At 47.5% G+C, this 18,083-nt stretch carries 17 protein-coding genes; 10 read left to right on the forward strand and 7 right to left on the reverse strand.

Annotation, left to right across the window (positions count from 1 at the left end; genetic code table 11):
- The first annotated feature begins 2 nt into the window (after window positions 1-2).
- The 3 genes from BLS44_RS20785 to BLS44_RS20795 all read left to right on the forward strand — a co-directional run bounded on the left by BLS44_RS20785 (window position 3) and on the right by BLS44_RS20795 (window position 3,327).
- On the forward strand, window positions 3-200 hold the full coding sequence (locus BLS44_RS20785; protein ID WP_090392196.1) for a type II toxin-antitoxin system antitoxin: 198 nt from the start codon (window positions 3-5) through the stop codon (window positions 198-200).
- Window positions 201-472: 272 nt separating this feature from the next.
- On the forward strand, window positions 473-2,923 hold the full coding sequence (locus BLS44_RS20790) for a penicillin acylase family protein (RefSeq protein ID WP_090392158.1): 2,451 nt from the start codon (window positions 473-475) through the stop codon (window positions 2,921-2,923).
- 41 nt (window positions 2,924-2,964) lie between these two features.
- Entirely contained in the window at window positions 2,965-3,327 is a 363-nt protein-coding gene (locus BLS44_RS20795) for a hypothetical protein (RefSeq protein WP_090392159.1), read from the forward strand.
- A 180-nt stretch (window positions 3,328-3,507) separates the two neighbouring features.
- On the opposite strand, the gene BLS44_RS20800 is transcribed toward BLS44_RS20795, so the two are convergent.
- From BLS44_RS20800 to BLS44_RS20820, 5 genes are all read right to left on the reverse strand, one after another.
- Complete coding sequence (locus BLS44_RS20800; RefSeq protein WP_090392160.1) at window positions 3,508-5,424, reverse strand: hypothetical protein; 1,917 nt, start codon at window positions 5,422-5,424, stop codon at window positions 3,508-3,510.
- A 114-nt stretch (window positions 5,425-5,538) separates the two neighbouring features.
- Window positions 5,539-6,966, reverse strand: coding sequence for a M56 family metallopeptidase (locus BLS44_RS26680; RefSeq protein WP_176954501.1), 1,428 nt, complete (start codon window positions 6,964-6,966; stop codon window positions 5,539-5,541).
- A gap of 293 nt (window positions 6,967-7,259) precedes the next feature.
- Entirely contained in the window at window positions 7,260-8,636 is a 1,377-nt protein-coding gene (locus BLS44_RS20810) for a TlpA family protein disulfide reductase (protein WP_090392161.1), read from the reverse strand.
- Window positions 8,637-8,849: 213 nt separating this feature from the next.
- Window positions 8,850-10,853: a M56 family metallopeptidase gene (locus tag BLS44_RS20815; protein ID WP_090392162.1), complete on the reverse strand. Its 2,004-nt coding sequence runs from the start codon at window positions 10,851-10,853 to the stop codon at window positions 8,850-8,852.
- A gap of 4 nt (window positions 10,854-10,857) precedes the next feature.
- Window positions 10,858-11,229, reverse strand: a complete 372-nt coding sequence (locus tag BLS44_RS20820; protein ID WP_090392163.1) for a BlaI/MecI/CopY family transcriptional regulator — start codon at window positions 11,227-11,229, stop codon at window positions 10,858-10,860.
- A 242-nt stretch (window positions 11,230-11,471) separates the two neighbouring features.
- Between BLS44_RS20820 and trhO the strand changes: the two genes are divergently transcribed.
- Window positions 11,472-12,500, forward strand: a complete 1,029-nt coding sequence (gene trhO / locus BLS44_RS20825) for an oxygen-dependent tRNA uridine(34) hydroxylase TrhO (RefSeq protein WP_090392164.1) — start codon at window positions 11,472-11,474, stop codon at window positions 12,498-12,500.
- A gap of 91 nt (window positions 12,501-12,591) precedes the next feature.
- Window positions 12,592-12,777 (forward strand): hypothetical protein, encoded by a 186-nt coding sequence (locus BLS44_RS26335; RefSeq protein ID WP_143019870.1) that lies wholly within the window; start codon window positions 12,592-12,594, stop codon window positions 12,775-12,777.
- A gap of 74 nt (window positions 12,778-12,851) precedes the next feature.
- Here the strand turns inward: BLS44_RS26335 and BLS44_RS20830 are convergent, their stop codons facing one another.
- Window positions 12,852-13,271 carry a nucleoside-diphosphate kinase gene (locus BLS44_RS20830; RefSeq protein WP_090392198.1) on the reverse strand — a complete coding sequence of 140 codons (420 nt, stop codon included), beginning with the start codon at window positions 13,269-13,271 and terminating at the stop codon, window positions 12,852-12,854.
- A gap of 134 nt (window positions 13,272-13,405) precedes the next feature.
- Here BLS44_RS20830 and BLS44_RS20835 point away from each other — a divergent pair, with 134 nt between their 5' ends.
- The 5 genes from BLS44_RS20835 to BLS44_RS26685 all read left to right on the forward strand — a co-directional run bounded on the left by BLS44_RS20835 (window position 13,406) and on the right by BLS44_RS26685 (window position 17,200).
- A complete protein-coding gene (locus BLS44_RS20835; RefSeq protein WP_262492870.1) occupies window positions 13,406-14,362 on the forward strand; it encodes a DHH family phosphoesterase in 957 nt (318 codons plus the stop codon).
- A 19-nt stretch (window positions 14,363-14,381) separates the two neighbouring features.
- Window positions 14,382-15,428 (forward strand): FKBP-type peptidyl-prolyl cis-trans isomerase, encoded by a 1,047-nt coding sequence (locus BLS44_RS20840; RefSeq protein ID WP_090392200.1) that lies wholly within the window; start codon window positions 14,382-14,384, stop codon window positions 15,426-15,428.
- Between the two features lie 107 nt (window positions 15,429-15,535).
- Complete coding sequence (locus BLS44_RS20845) at window positions 15,536-16,549, forward strand: FKBP-type peptidyl-prolyl cis-trans isomerase (RefSeq protein ID WP_090392165.1); 1,014 nt, start codon at window positions 15,536-15,538, stop codon at window positions 16,547-16,549.
- A gap of 104 nt (window positions 16,550-16,653) precedes the next feature.
- Window positions 16,654-16,953, forward strand: a complete 300-nt coding sequence (gene trxA / locus BLS44_RS20850) for a thioredoxin (protein ID WP_090392166.1) — start codon at window positions 16,654-16,656, stop codon at window positions 16,951-16,953.
- A gap of 88 nt (window positions 16,954-17,041) precedes the next feature.
- Window positions 17,042-17,200, forward strand: a complete 159-nt coding sequence (locus BLS44_RS26685) for a hypothetical protein (protein WP_176954502.1) — start codon at window positions 17,042-17,044, stop codon at window positions 17,198-17,200.
- 101 nt (window positions 17,201-17,301) lie between these two features.
- Here the strand turns inward: BLS44_RS26685 and folP are convergent, their stop codons facing one another.
- On the reverse strand, window positions 17,302-18,075 hold the full coding sequence (gene folP, locus BLS44_RS20855) for a dihydropteroate synthase (RefSeq protein ID WP_245729328.1): 774 nt from the start codon (window positions 18,073-18,075) through the stop codon (window positions 17,302-17,304).
- Window positions 18,076-18,083: the final 8 nt, after the last annotated feature.

The following is an 18,083-nucleotide window of genomic DNA, read 5'->3' on the forward strand; positions in this document are numbered from 1 at the left end:
GTTTGAAAGAGAAGAAGAGTTTTATATTGCGGATTGACCAGGCCACCTACCAGTTGCTGGAGAAGTGGGCGGTGGATGAGTTCCGGAGCGTGAACGGGCAGATCGAATACCTGCTGCAGCGGGCATTGATCGAAGCGGGAAGAAAGAAACCCCAGGAGCAGGCCACCCCGGAAGCAGGCAGGCGGAAAAGGCAGGACTGAGCCTTTTTCTGCGCATTAATAGTATACGCCAATATCGTTTCCTTTAGGCTTTTTTATCGTCCCGTTCGTTGTATATACTCTCAAAACAACTTTGAGTGAAATCGCAAGGTCTAACTGAAACCTGAAGCTTTAAACCCGGACCGCTCACTTAAGGAAATGACATTGATGTACAGGCAGGCACTGCCTGACAGAGGAACGATGACGGGGGGCTGTTTTTATGGTGCTTTCAAAATTGATTTTTAATCACTAACTTGCTCCAACAAGGTCTATTTATGAGAGTTGTTCCTTTTTTGGCCATCACTGCCGTTACCGTATTGCTGATATACCTGCTGAACAGACCCATCGGCGATAAGGTACCTATGCCCCTCGGCAGTTTTTTAAACCCTCAGACGGGTTTCTGGCAGAATGCGGAAGATACGGCAGCAGGTTTCAATGAGGCGTTGTCGTTTCCGCAGCTGAAAGGGAAGGTCAGCGTATATTTTGATGAGCGCCTGGTGCCGCATGTGTTTGCAGAGCGCGATGAAGATCTTTATTTTGTGCAGGGATACCTGCATGCAAAATTCCGCCTGTTCCAGATGGATCTGCAGACCCGCGCTGCAGAGGGCAGGGTAAGCGAAATTGCAGGGGTCAAAGCCATTAATTACGACCGGGAACAGCGGCGCCTGGGAATGAAGTTTGCTGCAGAAAACTCATTACAGGCTATGGAAAAGGATGCCCGCTCGCTGCAGATCTACTCGGCATATACCGCAGGCATCAATGCCTATATTCATTCGCTAAAAAAAAGCGGGTTGCCGCTCGAATATAAAATACTGGATTTTGAGCCGGAGGAGTGGACCAATTTAAGGACGGCATTACTGTTGAAAATGATGGCTAAAATGCTGGCCTCCGGAACTGAAAAAGACCTGGCTTATACCCGCCTGCACCAGGTGTTTTCTACCGGTCAGCTCAATGCATTATATCCCCAGGTGCCCGATTCATTAAAGCCCATTGTTCCGCCGGGAACCCTTTTCCCGGCGCCGGGTGTATCACCGGTAACACCGGCGGATGCAGATACGGCTTATTTTAAAGAAGTGCCCCCGGTAACTGCTTTTGAACAATCCACCCCGGACCCGGATAACGGGAGTAATAACTGGGTAGTAGCCGGCAGCAAAACGGCCGGGAAGGCGCCGATCCTGGCGAATGATCCCCACCTGGAGCTTTCGTTACCTTCTATCTGGTATGAAATGCAGCTAAGCACTCCGCAGGGAAGGGCCTATGGCGCTACATTACCGGGCAGCCCCTATATCATTATCGGCTTCAACGACAGCATTGCCTGGGGGGTTACCAATGCCCAGCGGGATGTAAAAGATTATTTTGCCATACGGTTTAAAAACAGCCGGCGCAATGAGTACTGGTTTCATCAGCAATGGAAACCGGCGCAGCAACGCATTGAAGCCATCGGGGTGAAGGGCCGGCCCACCATATATGATACTGTTGCCTATACCGTATTCGGCCCGGTAATGTATGATGAAACATTCAGGGATACCCTTACGCAGAACAACGGGCTGGCTGTTAAATGGGCCGCGCATCATACCGGCGATGATGGCAATACCTTCTACCTGCTCAACCGGGCAAAAAATTATGAGGACTATGTAAACGCGATAAGGCTCTTCGAATGTCCGGGGCAGAATTTTGTATTTGCATCCAAATCGGATACCATTGCGCTTTGGCAGCAGGGTAAGTTCCCTGCCCGGTGGAACAACCAGGGCATGTACGTGATGCCGGGCACAGACAGCCGTTATGACTGGCAGGCCCTGATACCGCAGGCAGAAAATCCTCATGCCGTTAATCCCGGCAGGGGCTACCTGTTCAGCGCGAACCAACGCCCTGCGGATGCCCGGTATCCCTATTATATTCCCGGGGCGTATATTACACCGCGGGCCGGAGCTATCGATCAATACCTGGGTTCGATGAACCACATTACGGTACAGGATATGATGGAATTACAGAACAACTATTTTAACATCATGGCCCGGGATATGGTGCCCCTGATGCTGAAGTATACCGATGAAGACCGGCTTTCGGCACCTGCCCGAAAATATTATTCCATGGTAAAGGACTGGGACCTGTTTGCGGGGCCATCCTCTGCAGGACAAACGGTATACCAGGTGTGGATGGACTCCCTGTTGGTGAACATCTGGCAGGATGAGCTGGGCCGTGCCGGTTTTAAAGTGGAGCTGCCGGCAGAGCAAACCCTTATGGAGCTGCTGGAAAAGGATTCTACGGTGATGGGTTATGTCGACAATATAAACACCGCTGCCAGGGAAACGATACATACACAAATGACCGATGCGCTGAATAAAACGGCTGTCCTTATGGAGGGCCTGGAGAAGGACGGGAAACTGGAATGGGCAAAGTTTAAAGATGTAAGCATTTATCACCTGTTGGGAAATGCATTGCTGCCTTTTGCGCGTACCGGTTTAAATGTGGGGGGCTGGAGCAATATTATCAACGCGGTTAAAAAAAGCCATGGTCCCAGCTGGCGTATGGTGGTTCAGTTAAGTACACCCACGGAAGCCTATGGCGTTTATCCCGGTGGACAAAGCGGCAACCCGGGAAGCCGTTTTTATGATAACGCTATTGACACCTGGGCTTCCGGTAAGTATTACCGGCTCTGGTTCATGAGCGAGGGGGAAGAGCGCGATACCCGCGTGAAGTGGCGTATGGATTTTTCAAAAGGCTGACCTCAATTTTTCTTAATACAATTTTATCTTAATTAAAGCATATGAAATTCCTGGTCAGCATTCTTGCAACCGCTTTATTATCCTATATCGGCGGGGTTTATTTTCCCTGGTGGACGATTGCTGTAGCGGGGTTTGCGGTGTCGCTGATCCTGCCTCAAAGACCGCCGGTTGCTTTTTTATCGGGCTTCACAGGTGTTTTTCTGCTCTGGCTGTTGCTGGCGCTGCTGATCAATACCGCAAATGGCGGCATCCTTGCCGGCAGGGTGGGGGCATTGCTGGGCATCGGCAACAGCCCGGTATTGCTGGCGGTGATCGGTGGTGTCATTGGAGGGCTGGTTGCCGGGATGGGAGCGTTAAGCGCTGCGTATTTAAGGCGACCGGAGCGGGGGAGGAAGGCAAATTAAGACGTATTTATTTGCAATGTTTACCCGGCACTGTATATTGAAATGTAATAGATGTTTTGCTACGGGTACAAGCCGCCAGGTAGTCCCCCGGGATGTGACTGCTGGCCCACAAAAGGGAATCAGAAAAGAAGGCATCTTCGCCAGGCCGAAACCCGGTTGAAAAGACGGTCGGGGTCCCGGCTATTCCGGCCGGGGAGCGAGCTCCCTCGAAAACAGCAGCGTATTGGTATCGTCCCGGACCTCGATATAAGATTTGCCTTTATAGGCGGAATAGATGTTCACCTCCTGCGATTTGTTTTCCAGTTGTTTTACAAATAAGGGTAAGGGCAGCGGACTGTTGCGGCTTTTTCTTTTCTTACTTTTATACAGGTACAGGGTTACCTCTTTTTTTGTTGCAGCATCTGCAGCCGTATAATGAAACGTGAATTTATTTAGGGGCAGCAACCGGTTTTGATAATAAAAATCGTAATCGAAATATTGCAGGGTGGTCGGTGGAAATACGTTCACATCCGCCACCAGATTGTTGGGGCGATAACTGTGGCCATCTGTATCCGAGCTCAAAACATAATAGTTGCTGATCAGGGAATCTTTCAGGTAGGACCACTTTTCAAAAGCCTGAGCAATGGTAAAAACTTCCTGCTGCGAATAGTAATGCAGGTAATCTGCCAGGGTATTGGGGCTGGCTCCTTTTTTCGACTTTCCAATATTTCCGGCGTTGGCAAGGATCAATAATTTATGACCGCTTCTGATCCTGGCTTTTCTTACAAGGTACCGGGCAGCGGCTTTGTTACGTTCGCCATCGGTACAACTGCTGCAAAGATCATAGCCGGTCACTTTTATCCCGATATTACCGGCATATTCAATTAAGTTATGCAGTACCGGCTCCCGGACATGGAATCCCGACTTTATGCTGATCCGGTTTGCCCGGAATTTTTTATGAAGGTCTTCTATTGCCAGGTGTGTAAAGCCCCTTTTCTTCAGCGAGTCCAGTAAATGAAACAGGAAGGCGCGGTTTCTTACATCGTACCCCAGGTCATTAAAGGCAATTATTTTACGATCCGCAATCTGGTCCAGGATATACTGGTCCGCCGGCACAATGGAATAGCCCCTGGGGTATGAAAAGCCTTTTATGGAACTGTCTTCAACAGCCGCTTTGTGCAAACCCAGAAAGGACAAATAGGTCGATAAGCTTCTCCGGTGGTTGCTATACGAATAAACGTCATCACTTTGCTCCAGTTCAGTTTTATCCCAGTTCTTCAGGATATTTACGGGGGCAGCATAGGAAAGGATTCCGTTATGGGCAAAAGCACTGTCGGCGATCTTGAAATAGTTGTGGTATACGAATTGATCGGCGTTCTTTAGGGAACTGGAGACAGGTCCTATATACCAAAAGCCCCTGATCTGTAAGATCGTATCTGCGCCATACCTGCGGAGCCCATAACCATAAGTAGCTGAAGAATCCTCCAGGATATGTTTTTCATAAAGATCCCGGGACGCGCTTACCGGGAGGTCCAGGATTTTTGAGCGATCTGAATAAGGCAGGAAGCCGAGTACAAGAAAAGATGCCTCATCCGCATTGTTGCTTACGAATTCAGCAGATGCGATCCATTTGTTTACGGGATCATGGGAGTAGTAGGTCTGAACCAGGCGTTTTTTGTTGAATCTGTTGCCTCCCGCGCGCCGGTACAATTCAATCTTCCGGAAATGCGTTGAAAGATACCCGTTAATGGGGAGGTTGCGCCGGATCTTAAACACCAGCAGGTATTCCGGAAGGGCTTCCTCATTGCTTCTTGTTGCGGCATATACCGGTATTAAATGGTCTTTATAGCGCTTTAGCTGTTTAAAAAAACGGGTCTTCTTCAGCCGGGCCAGGGACCTCCTGTCGATATATTTGAACCCATACACTCTTTTGTTGAAACCCGTGTTTGTTGCAGTGTCAAAAAAGAACCGTTCCGGGAAATCCTCCCGGACAAAGGTTTTGCTCTTCAGCGGCATAAAATTGGATGAGCTGCAACCGCAACAGAGTGTAATAAAAACAGCTAATGCGGCAAGGTTCATACGAGCCCGGCTGGCAGCAACGGCTTTTACAATTCCCATAATGACAACTTATGCATGATTATTGCTCCTCAGAATGACGGAAAATTCCCGGGCGGTATTGAACGCAGGTCTCTGCCGAAGTTCCGATCGCTGATTGGCGAAAACGGATAACGGTTAAGCTTCCGTTACCACGAAGGTGATGGGCTGCTTGCGGTAGGCTTTTACACTTTTCCCGTTAACAACAGCCGGGGTCCACCTGCCGGATTGCCGGATCACCCGCTTTACTTCTGCGGCCATACCAAAGCCAGGGTCTTTAATGATCTTTACATCGCTTACATTCCCCGCACGATCTACTACAAACTGGGCAATAACCTGGTAATTTCCTGCTTTGGCTCCGTGCTCTACGGGTACTTCTCCCCGGAGATTCCGCTCAAGGAATTGTGACCAGTTGCCCGGGTAGGCAGCATCCTTTTGCACTTTGGAATAGACCTCGGGCTCATTGTCCCTGACGATCTTTGGAGGGGTAAACGTTTTTACTTCTTTCACTTCCGGGTCTTTGACGATCCTGGGTGGAGCCATGCGCACTTCTTTTACCTCAGCGGTATCCGTTGCGGCAGGAGCTGCTGCGCTGCTGTCCGGCGCCATCCCGTTGTTGTCCGGTATTACAGCTGCCGCACCATTGGTGGTGGAATCAGGTCCTTTTTCAGGCGCCTGGTCGGCCGATTGGCAACTAACGATGAACAGGACGGATAAAAGGATGAACAGCGGCAGCGCCATCCATTGTCTTATGAGCGGCTGATGCATTGCATGCGGCTTGGTTAACATGTTAATTCTTCTTTTTAACTGGTTATTGAAGAACGGGTGTGCCAGCTGTTGCTGCTTATAGTGGATGGCTTCGGTGATCAGCAGGGTCGCATATTCCAGTTCATCGGCATCCTTTGCTGCATAGGCATCTGCCGAAAATTCATGAACAGCCTTGAGCTCATTTTTCATCAGCCAGAAGAAAGGGTTCACCCATACCAGCGCTGTTATGATCTCCGAGAACAGCACATCAGCGCTGTGCCATTGTTTGATGTGAAGGTATTCATGCTGTAATATTTTCTTACCCCGCTCTGTATGTTCGTCAATTGCAGGAGACCAGAACAGCCAGTTGAAAAAAGAATAGGGAGCTGCAGCGTCATTGGTTTCGACAATAAGCAGGGAATGCCATCTTTGTGTATTATTGAAAGCCCGTTTTTTTATAAGAACAGCAAGACCGGCGATGACCCTTGCAACCAGGAACAGCACGATACCGCAATAGATGCAGCAAAGGATCCAGGCAAAGGTTACGGGGGCATTTTGTGATGATGAAACCACCACCTCAGGCAGCAGCAATTCATTATACTTTACCAGGGTTTGAATACCGATATTGCTCTCTGTTGTTATGGAGATATAAAGGGGCACTTTAATAAAGGGTACCAAAAGGCTTAGTAATAAACTACCCAGTAAAAAGAACCGGTTGAACCGGTGCAGTTTCCTGTTTTTTAAAAAAAGCAGGTAATAGCAGTAAAGCAGCCCGGAGCAAAGAAGCATTTGTAAAAAATAGGTGGCGATCGATTTCATAAAAAATAATTAAAAGTCATTGTTTTGTCTTTGGCAATTTCAAAAAAAACAATCACAGCATTCTCCCTTTCTTTAACCGGAAGCGTATTCAAAACCTTCTCCTTCGGTTGGCTTTTGCAACGCCCAATAATAACGAAAAAGAATATAGTATATAATAGCAGGTTCATTTTTTTCTATTTAAATCAGAGGTGTTTTACACCACTGGGATTTAAGCGTCGGAGCATAAATTCATCGTAATCAGCAGTAATCTTCCTTTTACTTACCAGGGAGAGGGTTCTAATTCAAAAGATTTCTTATTTAAGCGTACGTCGCAGGATGTTGTTAAAATCGCTTTCGCTCGGACGGTTGAAATTTGCAGACAAACATTTTCCTGCGGCATTAAAAAGTATAAATCTCGGTACGTTGGTTATGGCATATATTTCCTTAAGCAGGTTGTCCTTATAATCTGCTAACAAAAAAGTTCTCCGGGGGTCAAGCTTCCTTTGTTTGACAAACTTTTTCCATCGTTCTTCATCTTCATCGATCGACAACGAGATAAAGGTAACAGGAGGATTGGCGGCCTGGGCTTTAAGTAAGTACGGGAATTCCTGGATGCATGGCCCGCACCAGGTAGCCCAGAAGTCTATAAATAACGGCCGGTTCGTTTTTATGACACTACCCAGTGTTACGGTTTTTCCATCTGTGGTCTTAAGCTTAGCCTGCAATATATCCGGCAGTTTTTTTAAAGATTTCTTATACTCATCGTAAAACTGTTGTGCCTTTCGCTTATGGGCTGGCTCTAATTCAGAATGCCGTAGCTCGTTCATGACCATTTCAGCACTTGTTATGGTGGTATTGCTGGCATTGTGCAGGATATAAAACATTTTCTGCATCAGTAGAAAATCAACTGCAGATCTGTTAAAATACTTTTTTACGGTTTTGATAAAATACAGATTTTGTTCATCCTGGTTGAGGTAGTCGGGGTAATCTTTTATTGTCAAATAAGTAGCAAAGCTGTAAATAGCCATCCTGTAACCATTGGAGGCTGTTTTAAAAAAGAGTGACTTTATCTTATTCAGCACCTGCAAAGTAGCATATTCATTTAATAGACCCGCAGTCATGATGCCATTGACTTCCGAACTCAGGTAGTCATTCAATCGCTCGTATTCATAGTCTTCAAAAAACTTTTTTTCAAAAGCCGGATCTTTAGACTGGAGGTATTGATGGACAAAGATCTTTTTCCGTTTATAAAAATCATCAATAGCTCCTGCCAGTATGGTTACGGAGGATGCGGTATCCTGCTTACGAAAATAGTTCAGCCCCTTTTCCCGTAGTGCTTTTGAGAGCCAGATGGAGGAATCATTGGAAGCACAGGGAGCTGCTTTGGACAGGTTTTTATCGAAGCATAATTTAATGGTATCCCCGTTCCAAACGGTAAGCGATTGGCCATTAGAGACCTGTATTTCGGTGCTTGCCAGTTCAACCTTTTGTGGCTGGTTGTAGACCAGGCGGATATCCTTGCTATAAATATACGGATAGGGGTAGCTGGTACTTTCGGATACTGTAGTCTCTAAGACTTTTTTTGAGCGATCCGTATTGAGCAGGTAAATGCTTATCCGGTCCTGGCTGGTTGCGATTATGGAAATAAAAAGCGGAAGCAAGAAGAAGAAAATTGTCTTTATGGTATACATGGAGATTAAAATATTAAGATAGTACAGGTTGATAAGATCTGGAGGAACTACAATTGAAATAATGAACAGGCATTTTCAACGTTGATGGTAGTTATAAGATAGGCCCCTTGAAACTTTACATCTAAGAGACAAAGGAAACAAATTGTAAAAAATAAATATGTGTTGAATCAGGATCTTATCGCTGGTTTTAATGTAAGGCAGGCATGGGCGCTTTTAGTTTACCAGAAAAGTGATCGGTTGCTTCCGGTAGGCGTTTACCACGCGGTTGTTCTGAACAGCGGGTGTCCATTTCCCCGAAATCTTAATGACCCGCATCGCCTCTTCGCCCATACCGAAGCCGGGATCCCTGATCACTTTTACATCGTTCACATCACCATTCGTGTTTACAATAAACTGGACGATCACCTGGTATTTCCCGGGTTTTGCGCCATTCTTAACAGGCGTGTCGCCGCGGAGATTGGCTGATAAAAAATGGATCCAGTCGCCGGGATAGCGCGCGTCCTGCTCCACCTTTGTAAAGATCTCAGGCTCTTTCACTGCTTTTTGAGGGATCGTATCAGCCGGCGGGTCCGGGGTCTGCGCAGCGGATGGCGCCTTATCCGGTGCCACCATGAAATAGATGATCTGGATATATGCCGCACGCACTGCCTGGTTCTTCTGTACGGCGGGCTGCCACTTTCCCGACTTCTTTATAACCCGTAGTCCCTCTTCCTCCATCCCGTAGCCGATAGCGGTTAATGGCTTTATATTGCTAAGTGTGCCGTCCTTTTCTACCACAAACTGGTAAGCCGTGCGGTAAGTTCCGGGAGCAGCCCCGTTGGCAACCGCTACCTCACCCCGTATGTTGGCTTCCATGTGCCGGTTCCAGTTGCCGTCATAGACCGCCGGCTTTTCTGTGGATGTAAAATAGCGGGGACCGTCAACGCTCAATGGGTTCAACTCGGGCTGAACAGTTACCGGTGCCGCAGTGGTATTTTTATCTGAAAAAGTTGCAACAGCCAAAGTAAAGGGTTCCGTCGGGCGCTGCGGTTCTTCCTGGTTGGTGTTCCGGGAGGCGATAAAGTCTTCCAGTTTTTTACTATGATACCCTTTCCCGAGCAGGACGATGGCACCTGCTGCCTGGCTGTTCCCATATAGTTTTTGGGTATTTTCTTTTGACAGTACCGTTACGGTAGCTACATTGCCAAGCGCTATTTTTTCAAAAGCTTCCTTGCTGATCACCCGGTCATTATAGATCCGCAGCGTATCGCCGGGAGGGGTGGACGGTTTTTCAGTAAAAACGGGCGGGAGGCTGGCGCTGAGCGTTTTTAAAGGGCTGTCGCCGGGAAAACCGGCTGTTTCGGAAAAGGAAGCGGCGGCCTGGTAGGTAAATGCAAACAGGCAAAATACAAGAACAGAAAGCGGCAGTACCATTATTTTCCGCAGGTACTGGTATGCGGTCTCATTATTTTTGGTAAGCATAGCGATTCTCCTTTTTAATTGGTTATTAAAGAATGGATTGGTCAGATGCAGTTGTTTTTGCTGAATGGCATTGGTAACGAGGATGCTTGCATAGCTGAGTGGGTCTGCATCTTTTGCGGCATATTGATCTGCCAGGAATTCCTGGATCATTTTTATTTCTTTCCGGTACAGGTAAAAGAACGGGTTAAACCAAAACAGGCACAGCAGCAGTTCTGTAAACAGGAGATCGAAGGAGTGCCGTTTTTCAATATGATACATTTCATGGAGCAGTATGTGCTTTCCTTCATCAGACCCGGGCGTATGTTTTTTGTTCCAGAACAGCCAGTTGAAAAATGAGAAGGGCGCGTAATGGTGAACGGTTCTGATGAAGGTGATGCGCCCCAATAGCTCCTGCTGACTCTGGTTTTTGATTTGCACCACTTTCACAATGCCTGCAATAAGACGGATAACAAGAACGAGGCACACGGCTGCTGCCGCCCAGCCCGCAACAGATTTCCAGTCGGTGTGTTGGGCCGGCGTGGCAACGGCTACGGCAGTTCCTTCTGACAGGTAAATTTTCTCCAGGCTTTGTGTAATGACATTGCTCCCCTCCAGTGAAAACCGGATCCGGAACAGCGGCAGAACAATACTCAATGCTGTTGCGGCCAGTAAATAGAACCGGTTGTACTGGTGGAACCGCTCATTTCTCAAAAAGAAATGATAATACATATAAAGAATGCCCGAACAAAGAATCACTTTGAGGAGGTAGGCAATCATAACATTATTTTTTTGATTGTTGCTGTTGCTTTATCTGCTGCAGGAGGGCCTCCAGCTCTTCAATGCTCAGGTTGTTCTCCTTTACCATAAAGGATACCACGTTGCTAAAGGAGCCTTCAAAATACCCTTTTACGATCTGCTTCATTGTTTTTTGGGAGTAGTCCTCTTTGCTGACGGCAGGTACATACTGGTGCTGGCGCCCGAATACATTTACCGTCACAAATGCTTTTTCCACCAGGATCTTCAGGATAGTGGCTACGGTATTCTGATGCGGCTTGGGGGGAGGGAGCACTTCCAGTATCTCTCTTAAGAACATCGGCCCCTGTTGCCACAGGGCCTGCATGATCTGCTCTTCAGCCTTCGTTAATTGTTTCATGAAAATCGTATTTTGAAGCAATTTAAAACTAATTACTTAGTTTAACAACTATTTTTTTAGTTTTATTTCTGTACGCCTTTTCCGGGGGCAGTGGATTCAGCAACGGAAGCATTAGGCTTATTGGGGATTTGCCCGGGAGGGAGGAAACCTGTATCTTTGCGGCGAAATTTGGCGCAGCCTGCAACTGTCCAATTAATAAATTTAATTATCACATGATCATGTGATTCAAATTTCCAGATTCTATGGCGCTACATAACCGGATATCACGCAAAGAGCTTAAAGAGCGTATTTTAAAAGATACAACACCGCGTACCACGATCTCTTTTTATTGCTATTTCCGGATCACGGACCCGGCTGCATACCGTAATGGCCTGTACAGGGCATTTTCAGCTATCGGTGTGCTGGGCCGTATTTATATTGCTGCGGAGGGAATAAATGCCCAGGTAAGTGTGCCCACGGCCAACCTTGAGCAGCTCCGGATCGTCCTGAACGAGGTCCCCGCGTTAAACGGCCTCCGGCTGAATATTGCCGTAGACGATGATGGCAAATCCTTTTATGTGCTGGATATAAAAGTGCGTGAGAAGATTGTTGCAGATGGTATTGATGATCCTGATTTTGATATGGCCCGAAAAGGGAAATATGTGAATGCCGGCGAATTTAACAATTTGACAAATGACCCTGAAACGATCGTGATCGACATGAGAAATCACTATGAGTTTGAAGTGGGGCATTTTGAAAATGCCATTGAGATCCCCAGTGATACCTTCAGGGATCAGTTGCCTATGGCCGTGGATATGATGCAGGAACACATGGATAAAAACATAATTATGTATTGCACCGGCGGTATCCGGTGTGAGAAGGCCTCCGCCTATATGTTGCACCGGGGATTCAAAAATGTGTATCACCTGGAGGGAGGCATCATCAACTATGTAAACCAGGTTAAGGAAGAAAAGCTGTCCAACAAATTTCATGGCAAGAATTTTGTTTTCGATCAGCGCCTGGGCGAGCGGATAACCGAAGAAGTGATCGCCCGTTGCCATCAATGCGGAAAACCTGCGGATACGCATGTGAACTGTGTTAATGACGCCTGTCACCTGCTGTTTATCCAGTGTGAGGAATGCCGGAAGCAGTACGATAATTGCTGCAGCACGGGATGCCAGGAGTTTATCCATCTTCCGGAAGAGCAGCAGAAGGAAATGCGGAAAGGGGTTGATCTGGGGCGGAATGTTTTTAATAAATCCCGATCGCGTCTGAAGGATTTAATAAAATAATAATGAAGTAAACAAAGGCTGCAGCTGTTTTTTTTATTACCTTGCTGCCCAGCCTTTTATTCCAACGTTAACTATATTAAAAACCGGTTTTATGAAACGCTATGTATCTATTCTATTACTGATTTTTCTTACATCAGTGCCCTCTCTTTTGTTCATTGCCAATCATCAGATACAGGAGGAAGAAAAAATGGCAACTTATCACCCCGGTCATCAAAGGTCATTATCACAAAATCTAATGCTGCCTGCCCGGTTCATCGCTGAGCCGGAGGCACGGTAACGCCTTTGTAACCTGGATTAAAAAAGCCGGCCCTGATTCAGCGCCGGCTTTTTTTAGTCGTTTAGGGATCTGTTTTATAGTACCCGCTCCAGTCCGCTGAAGAAAAAGTCTCCTTCGATCCGGGCGTTTTCGTCGCTGTCGCTGCCATGAACCGCATTCTCTCCCAGGGAAGTAGCATATAATTTACGGATGGTTCCGTCTGCCGCTTTCGCAGGATCAGTAGCGCCGATCAGTTCGCGAAACGCGGATACTGCGTTGTCTTTTTCTAAGATCGCAGCTACAATCGGACCACTGCTCATAAACTCCACAAGCTCTCCGTAAAAAGGACGTTCCCTATGCACCGCATAAAATTCGCCTGCTTTTTCTGCAGAAAGCCGGGTTACTTTTAAAGCAACAATATTATAGCCTTCCTTTATAAAACGGTCGATAATAACGCCGGCATGCCCGTTTTTCATAGCATCAGGCTTAATCATGGTAAAAGTGCGATTACTCATTTTAAGATTTAATTTAATTTGGCCGGCAAATTTAGGAAAAATCCTCCACTCCAAATCACAGATTTACCTATTTTTGCGCCTCATTGAAACCAATAACAGATATATTCCCAGTTTTGAGGCAACCGGCTAAAGTGATGATTACTATGCATCAGAAGCCGGATGCAGATGCTATGGGCTCCGCTCTCGGGTTAGCGTGCTATCTCCGGCAGCTGGGCCACAGCGTTACAGTAGTATCGCCCACAAACTGGGCGCCCTGGCTAAACTGGATGCCGGGAGCTGATGCCGTGCTGAATTACGACAAGGAGCGGGAGAAGGCGCGGGCTGCACTTTCCGAAGCTGCGCTGCTTTTTTGTCTCGACTTCAACATCTTTCACCGCACCAAAAATTTTGAGCAGGACCTGTACCAGGCACAGTGTATTAAAGTGCTGATCGATCATCACCGCGAGCCGGATCTGCCTTCGTTCAATTTCGGGATCAGCGATACCCGGAAAAGCTCAACCTGCGAAATGGTGTACGATTTTATTCTTGCAGCGGGCGATGCGTCTATGCTGAACAGGGAGATCAGTGCCTGTCTTTATGCGGGACTGATCGCAGACACCGGTTCTTTCCGCTTTGATGCCACAACACCGGCTGTGCACCGTATGGCAGCCCATCTGATGGAGCAGGGGATACGGCATACAGAAATTCACAGCCTCTTATTTGATAATTTTCTTGAGAACCGGTTGCGTTTTATGGGGCACGTGTTCCTGCACCGGCTGGAGTTCTTTTATGAATATAACACAGCGCTGATCGCCATACCCAAGTACGACATCCTTAAATATGAAATAAAAACAGGCGATACGGAAGGCCTGGTGAACTTTCCCCTTTCAGTACAGGGCATTAAGCTGGCAGCGCTGGTGATTGACCGGGAAGAAGAGCGGAAATGGAGTTTCCGGAGTAAAGATCATTTTGACTGCAACACATTCGCCCGGACCTATTTTAACGGCGGCGGGCATTTTAATGCTTCAGGAGGCGGATCTAAAGACAGCCTCCAGGACACTGTAGATAAATTTAAGGCGGCTTTAAAAGAGAACGAGCATTTATTACAATAAAATGAATACAAAAGCAACAATGAAACGATTTAGAAGTGCAGGGCTGTTCCTGTTTACAGCGATGGCCTTTACAGCTTGCAATAACACGGATTTCAAGACATCTCCGAGTGGTCTTCAATACAAGATCTTCAGCGGAGCGGGAAAAGACAGCGCCGTAGATGGTAATGTTTTAAAATTAAACATGATCGTGCGGCTCAGCGGGCATAAGGATACCGTCCTTGCCAATACTTACGGGAAGCTTCCCTTTTTTACTGCAGTACGTGCTCTGCCTCCCGGTCAGAGTGTATACGACCCTTCAGAGCTGTTTCACGGGCTTAAAAAGGGAGATAGCCTGGTTGTGCTGATCCATATTGATTCGGCTATTAAAAAAGGAATCCTTCCGGAAGCACAATTGCCTCCTTATTTAAAGAAAGGAGACCGGATCACCTATACCTACAAGGTGCTGGAACTTTTTAAATCAGACAGTATTGCCCGGGCTGATTACCAGAAGGAAATGGTCAAAGATGCTCCGCGCCAGCAAAAAGAACAGGAAGAGATGATGGCGAAAATGAAGAAGGAAATGGAGGCAAAGCAAAAAGTAGAAGATGCGGAGCTGGAGAAGTCAGGGGAGAAGGCAAAACAGACGGCTGAGGTTGAGGAATATCTTAAAAAGAAAGGCATCAATGCTGCTAAAACACCTATAGGTGCATTCGTCAAACTGGACAACCCCGGCACAGGCGCTCCGGTGGCCGATGGCAAATATGTAACCGTAAAATATACCGGGAAAAAAGTGCTGAATGACAGTACCTTTGAAGGACCCAGCTCCTTTACCACGAAAATTGGTGTGGGTGGTGCCATCCGGGGCTTTGAAGACGGGTTAAAACAATTCCGGCAGGGAGGAACGGGCGCGGTTTATATTCCCGGCTACCTTGCCTATGGCAAAACGCCTCCTCAGGGCGCACCGTTCAAAGAATACGAACCGTTGTATTTTGAGGTGGAGATCGCTTCCGTGAGCGACAGTATGCCGGCACCGCAAATGCCTCCGCCGGCCCCACAGCCGCCAGCAAAAAAGGAGCCTAAAAAATAGCAACATATAAGAACTTTTTAAATTGGCTGTCTTTTATTATGGACGGCCATTTTAATGTAACAGTTCTCAAATTAATATCTGAATAAACAATAACACAAAAACAAAAAATGAAACAATTAAAAACAGTTGGGCTGGTCCTGTTTACAGCAGTGGCCTTTACAGCCTGTAAGAACGCGGATTTTAAAACGACATCCAGTGGTCTGAAATATAAAATTATCGATGGCGGAAGCAAGGATTCTACAAAGACCGGCGAGGTTTTAAAGTTTCACGTTATCCAGAAGGTATCCGGTGCAAAAGATACGGTGATGTATGATTCTTATACAACAATGCCGGAATACCTGCCCGTTCAGCAAATGGCGCCGGAACAAACCAACTACAGCCCGATGGAAGTGCTCCCCAAGCTGAAAAAAGGGGACAGCCTGATCACCATTCTCCTGGTAGATTCACTCATCAAAAAAGGACAGGTGCAGGAAGCTCAATTGCCTCCGTTCCTGAAAAAGGGCGACAAGATTACGTTTACCTTTAAAGTGCTGGAAGTATTTAAAAATGACAGTTTGGCGATGCAGGACCGCCAGAAGGAAGGAGAAGCTTATCAGAAAAGAGAAGAAGCCAAGCAAAAAGCCATCGTAGATGCGTTTGAAAAAGCAGGCGGAAAAGACAAGCAGATCAAGGATATGGAAGCTTATCTGAAAAAGAAAAATATCAATGCCGTAAAATCAGCGCTGGGTACGTTTGTAAAAATAGACAATCCGGGTACCGGAACCCAGGTAACTGATGGCAAATTCGTAACCGTGAAATATTCCGGTAAAACCGTGGACGGTGATAAGCCGTTTGACGCCAATACCATGACCGCCCAGGTTGGATCCGGTGGCGCAATACCCGGTTTTGAAGATGGATTGAAACAATTTAAAGAGGGCGGAAAAGGCGTGATCTATATCCCCGGGTTCCTGGCGTATACACAGGGCGTACCTCCGGGCGCACCTTTTAAAGCCTATGAAGGGCTGTATTTTGAGGTAGAGATCTCACATGTAGGTGATGCGCCTCCGCAGCAGCAGGCTCCGGTTGTGATGCCGCAGGAAGCACCGAAGGCCGACACCGCCAAAGCAGGTGGCAAGAAATAAACAGCGGACATGGTACCGCATGACGAATGGCCATCCCGTTAAAGGGGTGGCCATTTTGATGAAGAATGGTGTAATTGTTGATACATTTGTCAAAAGCGAAAATTATGGCAGCTACTTTTCAGACACTGATCAATGGAGAAAAGCCCGTACTCGTGGATTTTACGGCAACCTGGTGCGGTCCCTGCAAAATGATGAAGCCCATACTGGAAGAAGTAAAATCCAAAATAGGGGAAAGGGCTGCGATCATTAAAGTAGATATTGATGAAAGCCCCGGGGCCGCTTCCTTCTATAATGTCCAAAGCGTGCCGACCCTGATCCTTTTCAAAAAAGGCCAGATGGTGTGGCGGCAAAGCGGGGTGATACCCGCTGCACAGCTCACCGGTATCCTTGAATCGGCTGTCTGATCCTGCCGTTCTGAAAAATGAAACTGACTGTATGATGGGGTATGTAGTGGCCGGCTTGCTGTGATTGCCCGTGGCCTGTGCCCCTAAAATGGGCAGCCGGATCACGGCTCCGCAAACGCCCCTGGCCGATAGCGCTTTTGTACTGGTGCTGGAACCAATGGATCAATTTGAAAATGATGGTATAAAGGCAGGAAGCCGTAAAGCGGATCAACGGGGATATCGGCAAACAAATGGCGCAACGAAATAATGCTGATGATGACGGAACATGGGCCGGACAAGGATCGCCGGCGGGAATGGGAATTGTCAATTGCAGCAGGACCTGATGCATTAAAAATGCACCGGTAATCATTATTGCCGGTAGCGCTCTACAAGCAGGATGGCCTCCATTGCTTCCTTTACATCATGTGCCCGCAGGATATTGGCCCCGTTCAGGAGCCCGATGGTGTGAAGCACGGTGGTGCCGTTTAACGCTCCATCGGCCGTTGTGCCCAGGGTTTTGTAGATCGTTCCTTTGCGGCTTACGCCCAGGAGCAGCGGACAATCCAGGACCATAAACTGCTCCAGGTCTTTCAAAAGGGTGAAGTTGTGCCCGTTCGTTTTCCCGAACCCGAACCCCGGGTCAATGATGATATCCTGCACACCGGCTTTTTTTAAAGCCGCCTTTTTTTCAATAAAAAAATCCAGCACTTCCAGGGTCACATCCGAATAATGCGGGTGTTGCTGCATCGTGCCCGGTTGTCCCTGCATATGCATGAGCACATAGGGGGTTTTCAGCGCTGCTACCAGGGGAAACAACGCTTCATCAAAGGCTCCTGCGCTGATATCGTTCACCATTGAAGCGCCAGCCTGAACGGCATCTTTAACAACAGCGCTGTAAAAGGTATCTACAGATATGATGGTTTCCGGAAACCTTTTGTACAGGGCTGCAATGGCCGGTACCACAACGGCGGCCTCCTGTTCGGCCGGCAGGAGATGGCTGCCCGGCCGGGTACTTTGCCCGCCAATATCCAGGATGGAAGCGCCCGCCGTCAGCATCGCTTCTGCTGTACGGAGCAGCGCATCATCGGCCCGGTGCCGGCTGGCGGCATAAAAGGAATCCTCCGTGATATTTAAGATGCCCATTACAACGG

Source organism: Niabella drilacis (assembly GCF_900101395.1).
Taxonomy (GTDB): Bacteria; Bacteroidota; Bacteroidia; order Chitinophagales; family Chitinophagaceae; genus Niabella; species Niabella drilacis.

Excerpts from the sequence above, each read along its gene's own strand:
- trxA (WP_090392166.1), top strand. The coding sequence starts at position 16,654 with ATGGCAGCTACTTTTCAGACACTGATCAATGGAGAAAAGCCCGTACTC.
- BLS44_RS20840 (WP_090392200.1), top strand. The coding sequence starts at position 14,382 with ATGAAACGATTTAGAAGTGCAGGGCTGTTCCTGTTTACAGCGATGGCC.
- BLS44_RS26685 (WP_176954502.1), top strand. The coding sequence starts at position 17,042 with ATGGGCAGCCGGATCACGGCTCCGCAAACGCCCCTGGCCGATAGCGCT.
- trhO (WP_090392164.1), top strand. The coding sequence starts at position 11,472 with ATGGCGCTACATAACCGGATATCACGCAAAGAGCTTAAAGAGCGTATT.
- BLS44_RS20830 (WP_090392198.1), bottom strand. The coding sequence starts at position 13,271 with ATGAGTAATCGCACTTTTACCATGATTAAGCCTGATGCTATGAAAAAC.
- BLS44_RS20845 (WP_090392165.1), top strand. The coding sequence starts at position 15,536 with ATGAAACAATTAAAAACAGTTGGGCTGGTCCTGTTTACAGCAGTGGCC.
- BLS44_RS20820 (WP_090392163.1), bottom strand. The coding sequence starts at position 11,229 with ATGAAACAATTAACGAAGGCTGAAGAGCAGATCATGCAGGCCCTGTGG.
- BLS44_RS20790 (WP_090392158.1), top strand. The coding sequence starts at position 473 with ATGAGAGTTGTTCCTTTTTTGGCCATCACTGCCGTTACCGTATTGCTG.
- BLS44_RS20795 (WP_090392159.1), top strand. The coding sequence starts at position 2,965 with ATGAAATTCCTGGTCAGCATTCTTGCAACCGCTTTATTATCCTATATC.
- folP (WP_245729328.1), bottom strand. The coding sequence starts at position 18,075 with ATGGGCATCTTAAATATCACGGAGGATTCCTTTTATGCCGCCAGCCGG.
- BLS44_RS20810 (WP_090392161.1), bottom strand. The coding sequence starts at position 8,636 with ATGTATACCATAAAGACAATTTTCTTCTTCTTGCTTCCGCTTTTTATT.
- BLS44_RS20800 (WP_090392160.1), bottom strand. The coding sequence starts at position 5,424 with ATGGGAATTGTAAAAGCCGTTGCTGCCAGCCGGGCTCGTATGAACCTT.
- BLS44_RS26335 (WP_143019870.1), top strand. The coding sequence starts at position 12,592 with ATGAAACGCTATGTATCTATTCTATTACTGATTTTTCTTACATCAGTG.
- BLS44_RS20835 (WP_262492870.1), top strand. The coding sequence starts at position 13,406 with ATGATTACTATGCATCAGAAGCCGGATGCAGATGCTATGGGCTCCGCT.
- BLS44_RS20815 (WP_090392162.1), bottom strand. The coding sequence starts at position 10,853 with ATGATTGCCTACCTCCTCAAAGTGATTCTTTGTTCGGGCATTCTTTAT.
- BLS44_RS26680 (WP_176954501.1), bottom strand. The coding sequence starts at position 6,966 with ATGAAATCGATCGCCACCTATTTTTTACAAATGCTTCTTTGCTCCGGG.